Source organism: Paraclostridium sp. MRS3W1, from assembly GCF_032465715.1.
Lineage (GTDB): Bacteria > Bacillota > Clostridia > Peptostreptococcales > Peptostreptococcaceae > Paraclostridium > Paraclostridium dentum.
In genome coordinates this window covers 1-17,156 of sequence record NZ_JAWDJM010000023.1, presented here as the reverse complement: position 1 = coordinate 17,156, position 17,156 = coordinate 1, and the positions used below count along the sequence as shown (strand labels likewise).

Genomic DNA, 17,156 nt, shown 5'->3' with positions numbered 1-17,156 from the left:
GTAATAAAAAATATATCAAAAAAAATTAATATAATATATAACTAAATGCATGAATAATACTAATTTAAAAAAATAATGAAAATTAATAAAATATATATGTTTAGATTTTGAAAAGATTGTGAATAGAAAAAATTAATTGTCAAAAGATTGAGAAAAAAGAAGGGAAATACAGGAAGAAAACGATTTACAATAGTGTATTGACAATAACTTATAACAATATATAATAGAAACCGTAATCATACAAATTTTGGGAGGTAAAAGATCAATGTCTGATCAAAATAGAAATTTAACTTGGCAAAATATTGCCTTAATGGGATTTGTTATGGTATGGGGATTTGGAAATGTTGTTAATAACTTTGCAAATCAAGGACTTACTGTAGTATTCTCATGGATATTTATGATAGCTTTATACTTTGTACCATACACATTAATGGTTGGGGAACTAGGGTCTGCATTTAAAGATTCTCAAGGTGGAGTTTCAGCTTGGATAAGTTCAACTACAACACCAATGCTTGCATTTATGGCAGGGTGGACTTACTGGGTTGTTCATGTACCGTATTTAGCACAAAAACCACAAGCATTATTAATAGCACTTTCTTGGGCAGTTAGTCCATCAGGAGAACTTGCTACAACATTAAAGGAATTAAACCCTTTAATATTACAAGGAATGGTACTTGTTGTATTTTTAATATTTTTATATATTTCAACAAAGGGAGTAAAAGTATTAAAGGTTATAGGTAACGTAGCAGGTATGTCAATGTTTGTTATGTCTTTATTATACATAGTATTAGGATTAGCAGCTCCAGCTATAACTGGACATGTTGCAACGCCTGATATAACACCTAAGTCATTTATTCCTAAATTTGACTTTGCATATTTAACAACTTTATCAATGCTAGTATTTGCTGTTGGAGGATGCGAAAAAATAGCTCCATACGTAAATAATACTAAAAACCCATCTAAAAACTTCCCTAAAGGAATGTTAGTTTTAGCTGGAATGGTTGCTGTATGTGCACTTTTAGGATCAATAGCTATGGGTATGATGTTCAATGCTAACGCTATACCAGAAGACTTAATGATGAATGGTCAATACTATGCATTCCAATTATTAGGAGAACATTATGGATTAGGTAGCTTATTTGTTATAGTTTATGCATTAGCAAATACTGCAGCACAATTATCAGCTTTAGTATTCTCAATAGATGCTCCGCTTAGAGTATTATTAGGAGAAGCTGATTCTAGATTTATACCTAAGAAATTATCTAAAACAAATAAGAATGGTGTTTTAGTTAATGGATATATAATGACAGCTATATTAGTTTCTATATTAATAGTAATACCAGCATTAGGAATAGGTAACACTAATGAGTTATTTAACTGGTTATTAAAATTAAACTCAGTTGTAATGCCAATGAGATACTTATGGGTATTCTTAGCTTACATGGGTCTTAAGAAGATGAGTAGTAAATTTAAAACTGAATACAAGTTTATAAAGAGTGATAAATTAGGATTCTTAGTTGGAGCTTGGTGTTTTGGATTTACAGCATTTGCTTGTATAATGGGTATGTTCCCAACAGATGTTCCTGCATTTAGTAAAGAATGGATATTTAGAGTTTCTTTAAATGTTATAACACCTATAGTATTAATGGGAATAGGATTAATATTACCTGTTATAGCTAAGAAAACTAATGGAAGTGAAAATGCATCTAACTAATAAACTTAGTTAATAAATAGATATAAAAAATGAGTGAAGGAAACTTCACTCATTTTTTTGTTATTTAGGGATAGGTTCTATATATACACTTCCTGCACTAAAGCCGAAAAGATTAGCTTTAACGTTTTGTCAGTGTATATATAGAACCTTACCTAACCTTATTAAATAAATAATTTAAAAATGATTACTTATTTAATATTTCTAGAGTCTGAGCTATAAGGTCTTCTTTATTTTTTGCTGTTATTAATTCACTATCTACATAAGCTGTAAATTCTGATCCACATTCACATATACAATCTTCTTTTATATCAACTTCTAATAAAGCTCTTTTTAATTCATCCTCGCTAACACCAGAACACATTGAGCAAAAACTTATCATATTTAATACCTCCATATTAATATATGGATATTTATACACTCATCCTTAGAGGTATGAAACATTAAATTGTTACTAAATTTGTAACTAATTTGTAACCCTTTTTCTGGTAATTATAGAAAATGTGTTTACAAAGGCCCAAAAATATATTATCATTAATTAAAAGTTACAGAAAAGTAACAAATTCATAAAATACGAATTTTACAAGACATAATGGTCAATAATATATAATTTTTTATTTATTTAAATTAACTGGAGGGATACTATGAGTATGAATAAAAGAGCGAGGAAATCATCATTAATATTAGCATTAGGATTAGTTGTAGGAGGACTTTATACATCTACAAGTAATATATATGCAGCAGAAAGAGAAGTAGTTAAAGCAGAGAAGTTAAATGTAAGAAAAGGTCCATCAATAGAAGAGCAAAGAGTGGGATCATTAGACAGAGGTATGGTAGTTGAAATATTAGAAACAAATAATGGATGGAATAAGATTAAGCTTACTGATGGAAACGAAGGATGGGTAAGTGGAGATTATACTGATAAAGAAAATGGAACTGTAACTGCTAGCAAATTAAATGTAAGAAAAGGGCCAGCTACAGAACATGATAAATTAGATACATTAGACAAAAATACAGAAATTAAACTTTTAGAAGAACAAGATAATTGGTACAGAATTAAATTAGATGATAAAAAAGAAGGATGGGTTTGTGGTGATTATGTTTTAACAGAATCTCAAGCTAAAGAACAAGAACAAAACCAAGCTAAACAACAAGCTAATGATACAATTAAAGAAGTTAAGAGTGCGTCTACAGTATCTGATGCAACAACAAATGAATCTTCTAACTCACAAGCAGAAGCTTCATCTAATAACAACAATGGAACATCAATGTCTATAGAAGCAACAGCATATGCTGGAGATACTATAACTTCAACAGGAACTACTCCTAAATGGGGAACTATAGCAGTTGACCCAACGGTAATACCATATGGAACAAAAGTATATATACCTAAGTTTGACATGGTATTTACAGCAGAAGATTGTGGAAGTGCTATAAAAGGTAAAAGAATAGATATATTTATGAACAGTGAAGCAGAATGTGTTAAGTTCGGAAGACAAAACATGGAAATAAAAATATTAAAATAATTAACATAAAAAAAGACGGTACGTTAAGTAAAGTTACTTACGTACCGTCTTTTTTTGTTAAAAATATAAAGAATAATCGTATATGTATGAATAAAAATAAGTTAAAAAATGTAATGGTTTGAAAATTAAGTTTTTTAAGCTGATTTTAGAATATATATAAAGTTATATCACAAATAGACAAAATATAATAAAGTCAAAAACATACCGACTTAATTATATTAAGTTAAAATGTATTTTGATGCACTTAAACTTTAAAAAATTACAAAAAAGTCGATTTTTAGTGTATAATATTAATATGATAAAGAGATGGAGGAAACACATATGAGGAAACTTGGATTAACGAGTAAAATATTAATTGGATTATTTTTAGGAATGTTATTTGGTGTAATACTTAGCAAAATGCCAGGTAGTTATATTAAAGATACAGTTTTATTAGGTGGAATTATAAATGTAATAGGGAATGGATTCACAAAAGCTATAAAAATGATGGTAGTGCCACTAGTATTTGTTTCATTAGTATGCGGTGTATCTGCTATGGAAGATATAAAGAAATTAGGTAGAATTGGATTTAAAACTATGGGATTCTATTTAATGACAACAGCTGTAGCTATTTGTATATCATTAGCTTTAGGAGTTTTATTAAAGCCAGGTGCAGGACTTGATTTAGGAACTGTAGCTAGTCAATCTACTACAATAGCAAAAAATCAGTCACTATCAGAAATAATATTAAACATGATACCATCAAACCCTATAGAGGCTTTTGCAAAAGGTGAAATGTTACAGATAATATTCTTTGCAATGCTTACAGGAGTATCAATAAGTTTAGTAGGTGAAAAGGCAAAACCTTTAAAGAAATTATTTGAGTGCGCAAATGAAGTTTGTATGAAAATGGTTAGTGTAATAATGATGTTTGCACCTTTTGGAGTATTTGCACTCATTACAAATACTTTCTCTACAGTAGGAGCAGATGCAATAGGATCATTAGTTAAATATATATTAGTTGTATTATTTGGACTATTACTACACGTAGTAGTGGTTTATGGAGGAGCGTTAAAAGTATTTACAAAAGTTAGTTTTATTGGATTTGTACGTAAATTTTCAAAAGTAGCTGCAGTTACTTTTTCAACTGCATCAAGTAATGCTTCTGTTCCAGTAAGTCTAGAGCTTATGGAAGAAATGGGAGTTAGTAAAAGTATACGTTCATTTACAATACCTATGGGAGCTACTATAAACATGGATGGAACAGCTATAATGCAAGGCGTAGCAGCTTTATTTATAGCACAAGTTTATGGAATTCATTTAGGTATTAATGATATGTTAACAATAGTTTTAACAGCAACTTTAGCATCAGTTGGAACAGCAGGAGTTCCAGGTGTTGGTATGATAATGCTATCAATGGTGCTTCAATCAGTAGGACTTCCACTTGAAGGTATCGGACTTATAATGGGAGTGGAAAGAATTATAGATATGTTTAGAACTACAGTAAATGTTATGGGAGATAATACTTGTACACTTGTAGTTGCAAGTAGTGAAAAAGAGTTAGAAGTAACTAATATAGATGCAGCAGAAGTAGCGTAATAAATTTTTATTGACATATAAATTTAGTGAGCTATAATTAAACTGTAATCTAAAATGAATAGCTAGGGGTGCCCCAAAGGCTGAGAGATGAATTTATTCATTAACCCTTAAACCTGATCTGGATAATGCCAGCGTAGGAAAGCTTTATTAAATATACAAATGAAATTTATTTGCATAGTAAATTAAAAGCTATATTCCTACAGGAATATAGCTTTTTTTAATACAAAAATCAAGGGGGAAACATCTAATGGAAAAGTATAAAGTGCCAACACTTACGATAGCAGGTTCAGATTCATCAGGAGGTGCAGGTATACAAGCAGACCTAAAGACATTTAGTGCTATAGGAACTTATGGAATGAGTGTAATAACAGCTATAACTGCTCAAAACACTCATGGAGTATTTTTAGTAGAGGATTTAAGTAAAGAAATAATACAAAAACAAATAGAGGTAGTATTTGATGATATACCACCTAAAGCAGTAAAAATAGGAATGGTATCTAGCCCAGAAATAATAAAGGCAATTGTTGAATCTTTAGATAAGTACAATCCAAAGTACTTAGTAGTAGATCCAGTAATGATATCTAAAAGTGGATATTCACTTTTAAAACCTGAGGCTAAAGATAATTTAATAAAATATCTTATACCTAAAGCATACATAATAACACCAAATACATTAGAGGCTGAGGAAATAACAGGGATTAAAATTGATAATCTAGATGACATGAAATTAGTTGGGAAAAAAATATTAGAACTAGGACCTAAGTATGTGTTAATGAAAGGTGGACACTTAGATGGGGATGCAGTAGACGTTTTAATAGGAAAGGATACATTTGAAATTTATAAAAGCGAAAGATTGGATAGAAAAAACACTCATGGAACAGGATGCACTTTATCATCTGCAATAACTGCAAATTTAGCACTAGGATTTGATATAGTACAAGCTGTTTCAAATGCAAAAGACTATATAACTAACGCTATAAGACATAGCTTTGATATAGGTGGAGGAGTAGGACCAGTACACCATTTTTATAAATTTGACTCAAATAAATAGATATAAGCATTTAAAAGGGAGAGATGAAATTATGTTTGAATTATTAAATGAAGTTAAAGAAATTAACCCATTAGTACTTCATTACACTAACGAAGTTACAATTAATGATTGTGCAAATATAACTTTAGCTATAGGTGCAAGTCCGCTGATGAGTTATTCTTATGAAGAAGCAGAAGAAATAATACCTATTGCAAGTTCTGTAGTAATAAATATTGGAACAATGAATTCCTCTCATAGAGAATTATTTATAAAGGCTGGGAAAATAGCAAATAAGCATAAAAAGCCAGTTATATTAGATCCAGTAGGGGTGTTTGCAACACCTTCAAGATCTTTGTTAGTAAAAACTTTATTAAACGAAGTAAAGTTTGATGTAATTAAAGGGAATGCAGCTGAAATTAAGTACATAGGTGGATTTAATGTAAAAGGAAAAGGTGTAGATTCATTTGACGATGATGAAAACATAGACGATATTATCAAGAAAGTTGCTAAAAAACTAGAATGTGTGGTAGTAGCTACTGGAAAAGTAGATGTAGTAACTGATGGCGATAAAATTATAAAAATACATAATGGAACTCCTAAACTAAAAGGAATAACAGGTACTGGATGTATGAGTGCTAGTTTAATAGGTAGTTATTTAGGAGCTAGTAATGAAAATTTAAATTCTGCAGCAATGGGTGTTCTTACAATGAGTTTATGTGGAGAATTAGCAGATATAGATAATATAGGAATTGGAAGCTTTAAAGTAAATTTAATGGACAATATATATAAATTAAATGAAGATAAGTTAAAAGAGTCTTCAAGGGTGGAGGTATTTTAATGAAATTTACAGATTGCTTGTTTGAAGAAGTTAAAGATATATGGGAAAGTTATTTAAATCATCCATTTGTAAGAGAAATAGGAGAAGGAACTTTACCAAAAGATAAATTTAAAAGATATCTTATACAAGATTACTTATATTTAAAAGAATTTGCTAAAGTTTTTGCAATGGGAGTAATAAAAGCAGATACAGTTAAAGAAATGAAGTTTTTCAATAAAGCTGCTAAGGGGTCTATGGAAGACGAAACTGCTATACATGTTGAATATATGAAAAAATTAGGAGTACCTCCAATTGAGGCTGAAAAATGTAGATATGAACTAGTTTCAAGTAGCTATACAAGTTACATGCAAGCTGTTTCATTAACAGGAGGAGTTAAAGAAATTGTAATGGCTACGTTACCTTGTAACTGGAGTTACAATTATATAGGCCATTATTTATATGAAACTTATAAAGATAATTTAGATAATAATTATTATAAAGAATGGATAGAGATGTATGCAGATCAAGAATTTGATGATGTATTAATAGATTGGTTAGAATACACAAATGAGTTATGTAAAGATTTAACTGAAGATGAGACAAAGAAGCTTAAAGAAATATTTGTTAAATCAAGCTTATATGAATTAGATTTTTGGAATATGGCATATGAAGAGGCGAAGAAAAAATGTCAAGCGTAGTAATTATAATAATAAGTTTAGTAATGTTATTTATGTATGCAAAAGATATAAATAAAAAGAAGTTTTCTACTAAAGAGATAGTAATGATCGCTATGTTTAGTGCTATATCATTTATACTTTATATGATACAATTCATAAGGTATCCGCAAGGTGGAGGTATAACGTTATTTTCAATGCTACCTACGATGCTACTAGCTATATTATATGGTCGTGAGGCAGGGCTAACAGGTGGATTGATATTTGGATTACTAAAACTATTAAATGGAGCTTATGTAGTGCATCCAGCACAATTTTTACTAGATTATATATTATCAAATATGGCGCTTGGATTAGCTGGAGAATTTGGAAGAGAGAAAAAAAGCGATATGTTCAAAGGATGCTTATTTGCAAGTAGTTTAAGTGTATTGATAAGTATAATATCAGGAGTAGTATATTTTGGACAGTATGCTCCAGAGGGAATGAACATAGTACTTTATTCTTGTATATATAATATATCAAGCGCAGGAGTTGAAGGATTACTTTCGAGTCTAATACTAGTTTTATTACCTATAAAAAGATTTCAAAAAGTGTTGAAATTATCAACTAATTAAAGGGAGAACAAAATGGAAGAAAAATTAAAATTATATTTAGTGACTGACTCAGAAATACTAAATGGAAGAGATTTTTATAAATGTGTAGAAGATGCATTAAAAGGTGGGGTAACAACTTTACAATTAAGAGAAAAAAATGCAAATGGAAAAGAGTTTTTAGAAAAAGCATATAAATTAAGAGCTCTTACTAAAAAATATGATGCTTTATTTATAATAAATGACAGAGTAGACATTGCTATGCTTTGTGATGCAGATGGTGTTCATGTTGGACAAAGTGATATACCTTTAGAAGAAGTGAGAAGATTAATAGGAAAAGATAAAATTATAGGAATATCAGCTCATAATATAGAGGAAGCCACTGTTGCAAAAAATGGTGGAGCAGATTATATAGGGGTAGGAGCTATGTTTAATACAACTACTAAAAATGATGCTACAATAGTTACAGTAGATCAACTAAAAGAAATTGATGAAAAGCTTGATATACCTAAAGTTTTAATCGGTGGTATAAATTTAGATAACATAGATACATTTAAGGGTATAAACATAGATGGATATGCAATAGTATCGGCTATATTAAAGTGCGATGATATATATAATGAGTGTTTAAAATGGACAAAGTCTTTGCAAAAATAGATACGGGAGGTGAATTATGATAAATGCAATCATAATATTAGGTAGTATAGGATTTTTTATATACTATCTAAAAGGTTTAAAAAATACTAAATTCACTACCAAAACAGTTGTTATGATAGGTATGTTTAGTGCAATATCATATATACTTAGTATGATAGAGTTTATAAAATATCCACAAGGTGGAGGAATATCTTTATTTTCAATGTTACCAACAATGTTACTTTCAGTTTTATTTGGAAACACGGTCGGTATAACTGGTGGACTTATTTATGGAGTATTAAAATTATTAAAGGGCGTGTATATAATACATCCAGCACAATTTTTACTAGACTATATATTACCGACAATGTTACTTGGATTAGCAGGATCATTTGGAAAAGATAAGAAATCAAAAGTTATACTAGGTTGTTTATTTGCTGTAGTTCTTAGTGTATCTATGAATATAATATCAGGATGTGTATTCTTTGGAGATTATGCTCCAGAAGGAATGAATGTATTTGTATACTCATTCTTGTATAATGTATCAAGTCAAGGCGTAGAGGGATTATTGTCTGCACTTATAATTGGGATACTTCCACTTGAACGATTAAATAGAGCAATAAATGTAAGTGGTAATTAAAAAAGTTAAATAGAGTTACGAAAAATAGATGTGGGTGGTTATATAAGTTTTGCTTCTAAAGCTGGAAAGATGCTTTAAAAGGCGCTAAAACTTATATAATCACCCACACTTTCGTTAACTTATATTTATCTTTCTTTTTAGGAAGTGGTATGTGGATGTGGGGGGCAAGGGTGTACATAATCCTACAAAAATATTAAAATAGAGGAGTATGTAAATATAAGTTTGGAGGGGTTTAATGGGGAAGAAAATAATTATAGGGGTAATGAGTTTAATTTTAGTTGGAGCTTTGATTGTTGGGGTTAATGTTTTAAAAGACGATAAGAAAGTGAAATTAGATGAAAATGTTAGTAGTAGTCTTGAATATTCAGGGTCAATTCAAGAAATTTTAAACAAGACGTATGATAGAGCGAAATCTTCAGAAAAATTTGAGTATAAGGACGAAGAAATATATAGCTTGGTGCATTGGATATCTAATCCAGTTATAAAGTCTAAAAAGAACAAAAGGGTAGGGTTTTTAGAACCGAATCCAGAGAATGTAGATAAGATGATATATATATTAGATAAAGCTCAATTAGGACCTCATAAATTTTTTATAAAATCTTTAAACGAGTGGAAAAAAGGAAACTTTGTTGAAGTTGAAGAAGTTCATAACACGGCTTGGAAGATGCTAGATGGAAATGTAGGAAGAGCTATCGATAGAGATGAATATGAGATAAATAGATTAAAAGAAAAGTATTATAAATAAAATATGTATATATAGTTGACAATATATAAAAACTGATTGTAGACTGTATTTTATAGATATATAGAAAGAAGGTAAATAAATGGAAGAAATATATAAATTAATAGAAGATAAAATAAAAGCTGCAGGTTATAATGGCTATGTAAGTGGAGAAGAAATATACGAAGAAATATGTGATGAAATAGAAGAAAAAGAGAATGGAAGCTACATATTTATGTCTAAGAAAGAAGACGATTTATTTTTTGAATATAAGATAGATGTTATGGATGAAAACTTTAACTTATCTTACATAGATATAAACACTCCGATAGGAAAAGTTCATGTAGACTTTGATGCATAGTAATTAATAAAAAAGTTCTAAGACTAAAAAGTCTTAGAACTTTTTTGATTTTAGAGTTGACAATTTTAAAAGTTCTGAATATAATGAAAGGGAAGTAAGATATAACTAAATAGTTTCGGTAGGTGAGGTTACCTTAGGGATACGGGTTGCTGCCGCGAAATAGTGGAGACACTATTAGATGGTTAGCAGTATACGTCGGAGAAGGCGTATTCTAATGCAATTACATTGCCCTAAGAAGCTAAAGCTTGGACGAAGATTATTAAGTATATGTAAAAGATACTTTTTAATTACGCTTTCATTATCCTCGTTTACCAAAAGAAACGAGGATTTTTTGATGCTAAAAAATCAAAAAACATTAAAAATGAATTAAATTAAAATACGGAGGTGAAAATAAAGTGGACTTAGAAAGTAGGTTGTGTATGAGAACAGATGGCATAGAATTTGAAGAAGACTCAGATTGGCTCTATTTTTATTATAAAATTGAAAACAAAACAGTTAGTAAAAGTAATATGCTATTTACTTGTATACTAACTATGTAAGTTCATTTTGTTTTCACTTTAAAAATAAAGCACAAGAGTTTTATTTATGCTGCCTGTTTACTAAAAATATAGTAACAGGCATTTATTTTGTCATTTATTCTCATGCACTTGCAAAATAGTGAGGAGGGAATAATATGAAAATCATGAACATGAAAACAAAAAAAATAGAAGTGAAAAAAGAGGAAAGAAGAAATTTAACAGAAACTAAATTAAAAAAAGCTGCGGTATTATCACAAACAGAATTATTTGATTTTTTACAAACAGATTCAAATGGACTAAGTGATAAAATTGCTAAAGATAGAATAGAAGATTATGGATTAAATGAAATAACAGATAAAAACAATGATACATGGTATAAGAGATTATTTAATTCATTTGTAAACCCATTTACAATAATACTTGTAGTGCTTGCACTAATATCATTTATAACAGACTTTGTTATAGCCGCTCCAGAGGATAGAAGTTTAACAGCTGTAATTATAATAGGTAGTATGGTCACATTAAGTGGAGTATTAAAGTTTGTTCAAGAAGGAAAATCAAGTAATGCAGGTAAAAAGCTAAGAGAAATGATAATAACTACAGCTACAGTATTACGTGGTGGAAAAGAAGTAGAAGTTCCAATAAATGAACTAGTTCCAGGAGACCTGATAAAATTAGCTGCAGGAGATATGATTCCAGCAGATATAAGAATATTATCATCTAAGGATTTATTTATAAGCCAGGCATCAATGACTGGAGAATCTGAACCTGTTGAAAAGTTTGGAAAAGAACTAGAAACAGTTTCTGTAATGAGCCAATCTATACTTGAACTTGAAAACTTAGCTTTTATGGGAACTAATGTAATAAGTGGATCAGCAACAGCAGTTGTAGTAGTTACAGGAGATGACACTTTTATAGGTAATATAGCTGATATAGTTACAGAAAAAAGAGAAGAAACAAGTTTTGATAAAGGTGTAAACTCAGTAAGTATGATTTTAATCAAATTTATGGCAATAATGGCTCCAACAATTTTCATAATAAATGGATTAACTGATGGAGACTGGTTAGAAGCATTCTTATTTGGTATATCAATTGCAGTAGGATTAACTCCTGAAATGTTACCTATGATAGTTACTACAAATCTTGCAAAAGGTGCAGTAGCAATGTCTAAGAAAAAAGCTATAGTTAAAAATTTAAACTCTATTCAAAATTTCGGAGCTATAGATGTATTATGTACTGATAAAACAGGAACTTTGACAGAAGATAAAATAATATTAGAGCGTCATTTAGATGTTGAAGGTAATGAAAATTTAAGTGTTTTAAAACATGGATATTTAATAAGTAAATTCCAAACAGGGCTTAGAAATTTACTAGATGTAGCTATACTTGAATATGGAGAGAAAAAGAATTTAGCTGAGATTGTAAGTTCATATGAAAAAGTTGATGAAATTCCATTTGACTTCACTCGCCGTAAAATGTCAGTAGTATTAAATGATGAAAATAATAATAATCAGCTACTAACAAAAGGTGCGGTAGAAGAGATGTTAGACATTTCAAGTAAGGTGGAGTATAGAGGAGAAATAGTTGATTTAACTGAGGACTTAAAAGAAAAAGTTTTAAAAACAGTAGAAGATCTAAACAGTAAAGGTATGAGAGTTATAGGTGTAGCTAGAAAAGCTAACGTATCAAAAAATACAGAATTCTCAACAGCTGATGAAAAAGATATGATTTTAGTTGGATATATAGCATTTTTAGATCCTCCAAAAGAGTCTTCATATGAAGCTATAAAAACTTTAAATGAATATGGAGTAGATGTAAAAGTATTAACTGGAGATAATGAACAAGTAACTAAATATGTATGTAAACAAGTTGGAATAGATGTAAGTAATATAATACTTGGACATCAAGTTGAAGTAATGTCAGATGAAGAATTAAAAGAAGTAGTAGAAAGTACAAATGTATTTGCAAAACTTTCACCAGAGCAAAAATCTAGAGTTGTATCAATGTTAAGAAGCAATGGTCATGTAGTTGGATTCATGGGAGATGGAATAAACGATGCACCAGCTATGAGAAAATCAGATGTTGGCATATCAGTTGATACAGGTGTAGATATAGCAAAAGAGTCAGCAGATATAATATTACTTGAAAAAGATTTAATGGTTCTTGAAAATGGAATAAAAGAAGGTCGTAAAACTTATGCAAATATAATTAAGTATATAAAAATGACTGCAAGTTCAAATTTTGGTAATATGTTTAGTGTATTAGCATCAAGTATATTCTTACCATTTTTACCAATGCTTCCAGTTCAATTATTAATGCTAAACCTTATATATGATATATCTTGTATGTCAATACCATGGGATAATGTAGATGAAGATTACTTAAAAGTACCACGTAAGTGGGAAGCAGCATCAATTGGTAACTTTATGAAATGGATAGGACCTACAAGTTCAGTATTTGATATAACAACATATCTATTAATGTACTTTGTTATATGTCCTGCTGTATTAGGTGGTGGATATAATGATCCGGGAGTAGACAAAACTTTATTCATGATGTTATTTAATGCAGGATGGTTTGTTGAATCATTATGGTCTCAAACATTGGTAATTCATATGATAAGAACACCAAAATTACCATTTATTCAAAGTAGAGCATCACTTCCACTACTTATATTAACAACTATGGGTATAGCTGTAGGAACAATAATACCATATACTCCATTTGGAAGTGCATTAAACCTTTATCCTATGCCAATGATATACTTTGCATGGTTAATAGCTACAATAATAGCATATATGGTTTTAGTTACTATAGTTAAAAAAATATATATAAGAAAATATGGGGAATTATTATAAATGACTGAATAAAAAAGAAGGATATATTGAGCTGATAAAAGGCAATATATCCTTCTTTTTCTATAGTAAATATAGTTAATACATCTATAATTTCAAAATAATAAAATGTATATGTTATAATTAATACATTGAGATTAATGACCATTAAAAAAGAGGAGAGAATTATGGATTTATTTGATTTATTAGAACAAAAAGAAGCTAACGAAAAAATCAAAGAATCTGAATTATCTAGAGGAGATCATATAAGACTTAATAGTTATGTTGGATCTAGATTAAATACAGATTTTAGAACGAAAAATAAAAAAGCTAATAATATAAAAGAAGAAATAGATACAATAAAAGATGTTAAGGAAACTAAAAATATTGAAATAAAAGAAAGTGAAAAAGTTAAATATTTAAAAATAGATAAAGATAATAATAAAGAAAAACTACTTATTATAGATGGGTCATCATTACTTAGTACAAGTTACTTTGCAAGACTTCCAAGACAAATAATGTTTGCTAAAACAATTGAAGAAAAAGAACAATTTTATGATAAGATACTTCAAACAAAAGATGGAATATATACAAACGGAGTTTTTGGGTTTATGCAAATTATGCTATCTATGATAAAAGAGCAAAAGCCTACACACTTAGCAGTGTGCCTAGATTCTACTAGAATGACTTTTAGAAAGTTAATATACGATGATTACAAAGGAACAAGAAAACCTATAGAAGTTCCTTTAAAAGAACAATATGATTTATTAAGAGAAATGCTTGAAACTATAGGGGTTAAGGTTTTAATTTCAACTCCAAGTGAAGATTATAGCAATGTATTTGAAGCTGATGACTTTGCAGGAAGTTTATCAAAGCAATTCCAAGATCAAATTCCAGTTGCGCTATACACTAAAGATGAAGATTATTTACAATTAGTTGACCACAACACAGTTGTATGGATGAATACATCAAAAGCAACTGATATAGCTAAAACTTGTGATATAAACTTGAAAGAATGTAACTTACCAAACAACACATTTGAATATACAGTTGATTTATTAAAGAAAGTTAAAAAATTAAAACCTCATCAAATAATTGACTATAAATCTATATCTGGAGATTCCTCAGATAACATTCCAGGTATAAAAGGATTAGGAGATACAACAAGTATACCTTTACTTCAAAAATATAATACACTAGAAGATATATATAAAGATATAGAAGGATTAGATGAAAAAGGGCTAAAGTTAAAAGCAACAGATTGGAAAAATGAATTAGGAATAAGAAATCCTATGAAAAAGTTAGTTGCAGAAAAAGACAATGCATTTATGTCTAAAAAGTTAGCAACAATAAAAACCGATATAGATGTAGGTTTAACTTTAGATGACCTAAAAATAAATATAGACAAAGACATATTAAGAGAACAACTAGATAAGTACGAAATGAAAAGCATAAAATTATAAAAAACAGAAAAAGGAAATCTTAAAACAACTTTTTAAATAAGCTAGAGTTAGAGATATAGGTTTTAGCGACCTTCAAAGCATCTTTCCAGCTTTGGGAGCAAAAACTATATCTCTAACTTGAGCAACATTAATGTTACTTGTTTTGAGATTTCCTTTTTATTTATATAAATTGTGTTTTTTACTTTTCTCTTTTAACGTAATGAGTATGAAGTATATGATGAGCCTTATGAGCTCCAGGTGATTTTAAATATTCATCATATAATTTTATAATAGATGGATTTTCATGAGATTTACGTAAAGGTTTATCTTTATCTATTTGATATAAACCTTGTGCACGTTTTTTAACTATATCAAAATCTCCATTGTGGTATGGTTGACCACCACCACCAACACATCCTCCTGGACATGCCATAACTTCTATTATATGATATTTGCAAGTTCCTGCTTCTATTTGATCTAAAACGTTTCTTGCATTACCTAATCCACATACAACTGCTACATTAACATCCATTCCATTTATATTTAAAGTAGCTTCTTTTATACCTTTTATTCCTCTTAATTCCTTAAATTCAACTTTTTCTAAAGTTTCTTTAGTTATCCACTCATAAGCAGTACGAAGTGCAGCCTCTAAAACCCCACCAGTTGTACCAAATATTACAGAAGCACCTGTAGACTCTCCAAGTGGATGATCAAAATCACTTTCTGCTAAAGAATCAAAGTTTATGCCAGCTTCTTTTATCATTCTAGCTAGTTCTCTCGTAGTTATAACTTTATCTACGTCTTGGATATTATCAACAGATAACTCTTCACGAGAAGCCTCGAATTTCTTAGCTACACAAGGCATAACTGCTACAACATACATATCTTCAGGTTTTTTATTAATTTTTTCAGCTAGATAAGATTTTGCTATTGCTCCAAACATTTGTTGTGGAGACTTACATGAAGAAGGATGATTTAAAAGTTCTGGTTTTTGATGTTCTATAAATTTAACCCATGCTGGACAACAGCTTGTAAGTATAGGAAGATTTTCACCAGCTTGTAATCTAGTTAAAAATTCATTTGCTTCTTCCATTATAGTTAAATCAGCTGCAAAGTCTGTATCGAAAACTAAATCGAACCCTAACTTTCTAAGAGCTGTAGCTATTTTACCAGTAACTATAGAACCAATTTCCATACCAAACTCTTCGCCAAGAGCAACTCTAACTGCAGGAGCTATTTGAACAACGACTTTTTTATTATTATCATCTATGGCGTTCCATACATCACCTATATTATTAACTTCTGTTAATGCACCAGTAGGACAAACTGCAACACATTGCCCACAATATGTACAAGATGTGTTTGCTAAAGATTTTTCTGCAGAACTAATAACAGTCTTACAGCCGTTATTAATTTCAGTTAATAATCCAACTGTTTGAACTTTATTGCACATAACTTCACATTTTCTACAAAGAATACATTTTTCAGGGTCTCTAACTATAGATTTACTAGAGTTATCTATTTCATATCTTAAAGATGGTTTATTAACATTTAATTTTCTTATACCTAAATCAGCAGCTATAGATTGTAGCGTACAATCATGATGCTTTTCGCATAATAAACAGTCTTGAGGATGTGTTTCAAGCATTTTTTCTACAGCCTCTTTACGAGCGTTTATTGCTTTTTTAGAATGAGTGTATATTCTCATATCTTCAATAGGATAAGAAGAACAAGAGTTAACTAATCCTAAATTTGTTTCAACTTTACACACTCCGCATGAAGCGCATTCATTTATATTTATGTCTTTAAATTTTAAATTACATAAATGTGGTATATCTATATTTAAAGATTTTGAAATTTCAAGTATTGTATTATTTTTATCAATCTTTACACTGGTATCATTTAAAAATATATTAATAAAACTCATTGTATTAACTCCTATATTATGATATTTTATATTTGTTAAAAAAGTCGAACTTAAAATGATTATACTATAAAATATTGGGTAGCGGGCAATTAAAATAATATTTGTTAAATAAAAATTATTTGGATTTGAAAGAATTTTTACAATATTTCAC

16 protein-coding genes and 2 riboswitches are annotated in these 17,156 nt (G+C 29.3%); of the genes, 14 read left to right on the top strand and 2 right to left on the bottom strand.

All coding sequences use genetic code 11. The features are described from left to right. Positions 1 to 265 precede the first annotated feature (265 nt). Positions 266 to 1,714: an amino acid permease gene (locus RWY47_RS01860; protein ID WP_021430868.1), complete on the top strand. Its 1,449-nt coding sequence runs from the start codon at positions 266 to 268 to the stop codon at positions 1,712 to 1,714. A gap of 184 nt (positions 1,715 to 1,898) precedes the next feature. Here the strand turns inward: RWY47_RS01860 and RWY47_RS01855 are convergent, their stop codons facing one another. Continuing rightward, positions 1,899 to 2,093 (bottom strand): hypothetical protein, encoded by a 195-nt coding sequence (locus RWY47_RS01855; protein ID WP_150842298.1) that lies wholly within the window; start codon positions 2,091 to 2,093, stop codon positions 1,899 to 1,901. 262 nt (positions 2,094 to 2,355) lie between these two features. Here RWY47_RS01855 and RWY47_RS01850 point away from each other — a divergent pair, with 262 nt between their 5' ends. The 13 genes from RWY47_RS01850 (at position 2,356) to RWY47_RS01790 (ending at position 15,099) form a co-directional block, all read left to right on the top strand. Further along, positions 2,356 to 3,237 carry an SH3 domain-containing protein gene (locus tag RWY47_RS01850; protein WP_150886125.1) on the top strand — a complete coding sequence of 294 codons (882 nt, stop codon included), beginning with the start codon at positions 2,356 to 2,358 and terminating at the stop codon, positions 3,235 to 3,237. A gap of 321 nt (positions 3,238 to 3,558) precedes the next feature. After that, positions 3,559 to 4,815, top strand: a complete 1,257-nt coding sequence (locus RWY47_RS01845; protein WP_150842301.1) for a dicarboxylate/amino acid:cation symporter — start codon at positions 3,559 to 3,561, stop codon at positions 4,813 to 4,815. A gap of 54 nt (positions 4,816 to 4,869) precedes the next feature. Then, positions 4,870 to 4,972, top strand: a riboswitch (TPP riboswitch). 90 nt (positions 4,973 to 5,062) lie between these two features. Continuing rightward, a complete protein-coding gene (gene thiD / locus RWY47_RS01840; RefSeq protein ID WP_150842302.1) occupies positions 5,063 to 5,866 on the top strand; it encodes a bifunctional hydroxymethylpyrimidine kinase/phosphomethylpyrimidine kinase in 804 nt (267 codons plus the stop codon). A gap of 31 nt (positions 5,867 to 5,897) precedes the next feature. Further along, positions 5,898 to 6,683, top strand: a complete 786-nt coding sequence (gene thiM, locus RWY47_RS01835) for a hydroxyethylthiazole kinase (protein WP_150842303.1) — start codon at positions 5,898 to 5,900, stop codon at positions 6,681 to 6,683. Then, on the top strand, positions 6,683 to 7,360 hold the full coding sequence (tenA, locus tag RWY47_RS01830) for a thiaminase II (RefSeq protein ID WP_025162789.1): 678 nt from the start codon (positions 6,683 to 6,685) through the stop codon (positions 7,358 to 7,360). The genes thiM and tenA overlap by 1 nt, the downstream gene beginning before the upstream one ends. After that, on the top strand, positions 7,348 to 7,950 hold the full coding sequence (gene thiT / locus RWY47_RS01825) for an energy-coupled thiamine transporter ThiT (RefSeq protein ID WP_150842304.1): 603 nt from the start codon (positions 7,348 to 7,350) through the stop codon (positions 7,948 to 7,950). Before tenA ends, thiT (RWY47_RS01825) begins: the two co-directional genes overlap by 13 nt. 12 nt (positions 7,951 to 7,962) lie before the next feature. After that, positions 7,963 to 8,583, top strand: coding sequence for a thiamine phosphate synthase (gene thiE, locus RWY47_RS01820; RefSeq protein WP_021430876.1), 621 nt, complete (start codon positions 7,963 to 7,965; stop codon positions 8,581 to 8,583). A 16-nt stretch (positions 8,584 to 8,599) separates the two neighbouring features. Continuing rightward, positions 8,600 to 9,202 carry an energy-coupled thiamine transporter ThiT gene (gene thiT / locus RWY47_RS01815; RefSeq protein ID WP_085281524.1) on the top strand — a complete coding sequence of 201 codons (603 nt, stop codon included), beginning with the start codon at positions 8,600 to 8,602 and terminating at the stop codon, positions 9,200 to 9,202. A gap of 235 nt (positions 9,203 to 9,437) precedes the next feature. Continuing rightward, positions 9,438 to 9,947 carry a DUF6241 domain-containing protein gene (locus tag RWY47_RS01810; RefSeq protein ID WP_150842305.1) on the top strand — a complete coding sequence of 170 codons (510 nt, stop codon included), beginning with the start codon at positions 9,438 to 9,440 and terminating at the stop codon, positions 9,945 to 9,947. 79 nt (positions 9,948 to 10,026) lie between these two features. Further along, complete coding sequence (locus tag RWY47_RS01805; protein ID WP_021430879.1) at positions 10,027 to 10,284, top strand: hypothetical protein; 258 nt, start codon at positions 10,027 to 10,029, stop codon at positions 10,282 to 10,284. A gap of 107 nt (positions 10,285 to 10,391) precedes the next feature. Further along, positions 10,392 to 10,548, top strand: a riboswitch (M-box (ykoK) riboswitch). Between the two features lie 131 nt (positions 10,549 to 10,679). Next, positions 10,680 to 10,823: a hypothetical protein gene (locus tag RWY47_RS01800; protein ID WP_160165091.1), complete on the top strand. Its 144-nt coding sequence runs from the start codon at positions 10,680 to 10,682 to the stop codon at positions 10,821 to 10,823. Between the two features lie 143 nt (positions 10,824 to 10,966). Continuing rightward, entirely contained in the window at positions 10,967 to 13,660 is a 2,694-nt protein-coding gene (mgtA, locus tag RWY47_RS01795) for a magnesium-translocating P-type ATPase (RefSeq protein ID WP_206198402.1), read from the top strand. Between the two features lie 164 nt (positions 13,661 to 13,824). After that, positions 13,825 to 15,099, top strand: coding sequence for a 5'-3' exonuclease (locus RWY47_RS01790; protein ID WP_150842300.1), 1,275 nt, complete (start codon positions 13,825 to 13,827; stop codon positions 15,097 to 15,099). A 178-nt stretch (positions 15,100 to 15,277) separates the two neighbouring features. Here the strand turns inward: RWY47_RS01790 and RWY47_RS01785 are convergent, their stop codons facing one another. Further along, complete coding sequence (locus tag RWY47_RS01785; RefSeq protein WP_168931929.1) at positions 15,278 to 17,005, bottom strand: NADH-dependent [FeFe] hydrogenase, group A6; 1,728 nt, start codon at positions 17,003 to 17,005, stop codon at positions 15,278 to 15,280. Between the last annotated feature and the right edge of the window lie 151 nt (positions 17,006 to 17,156).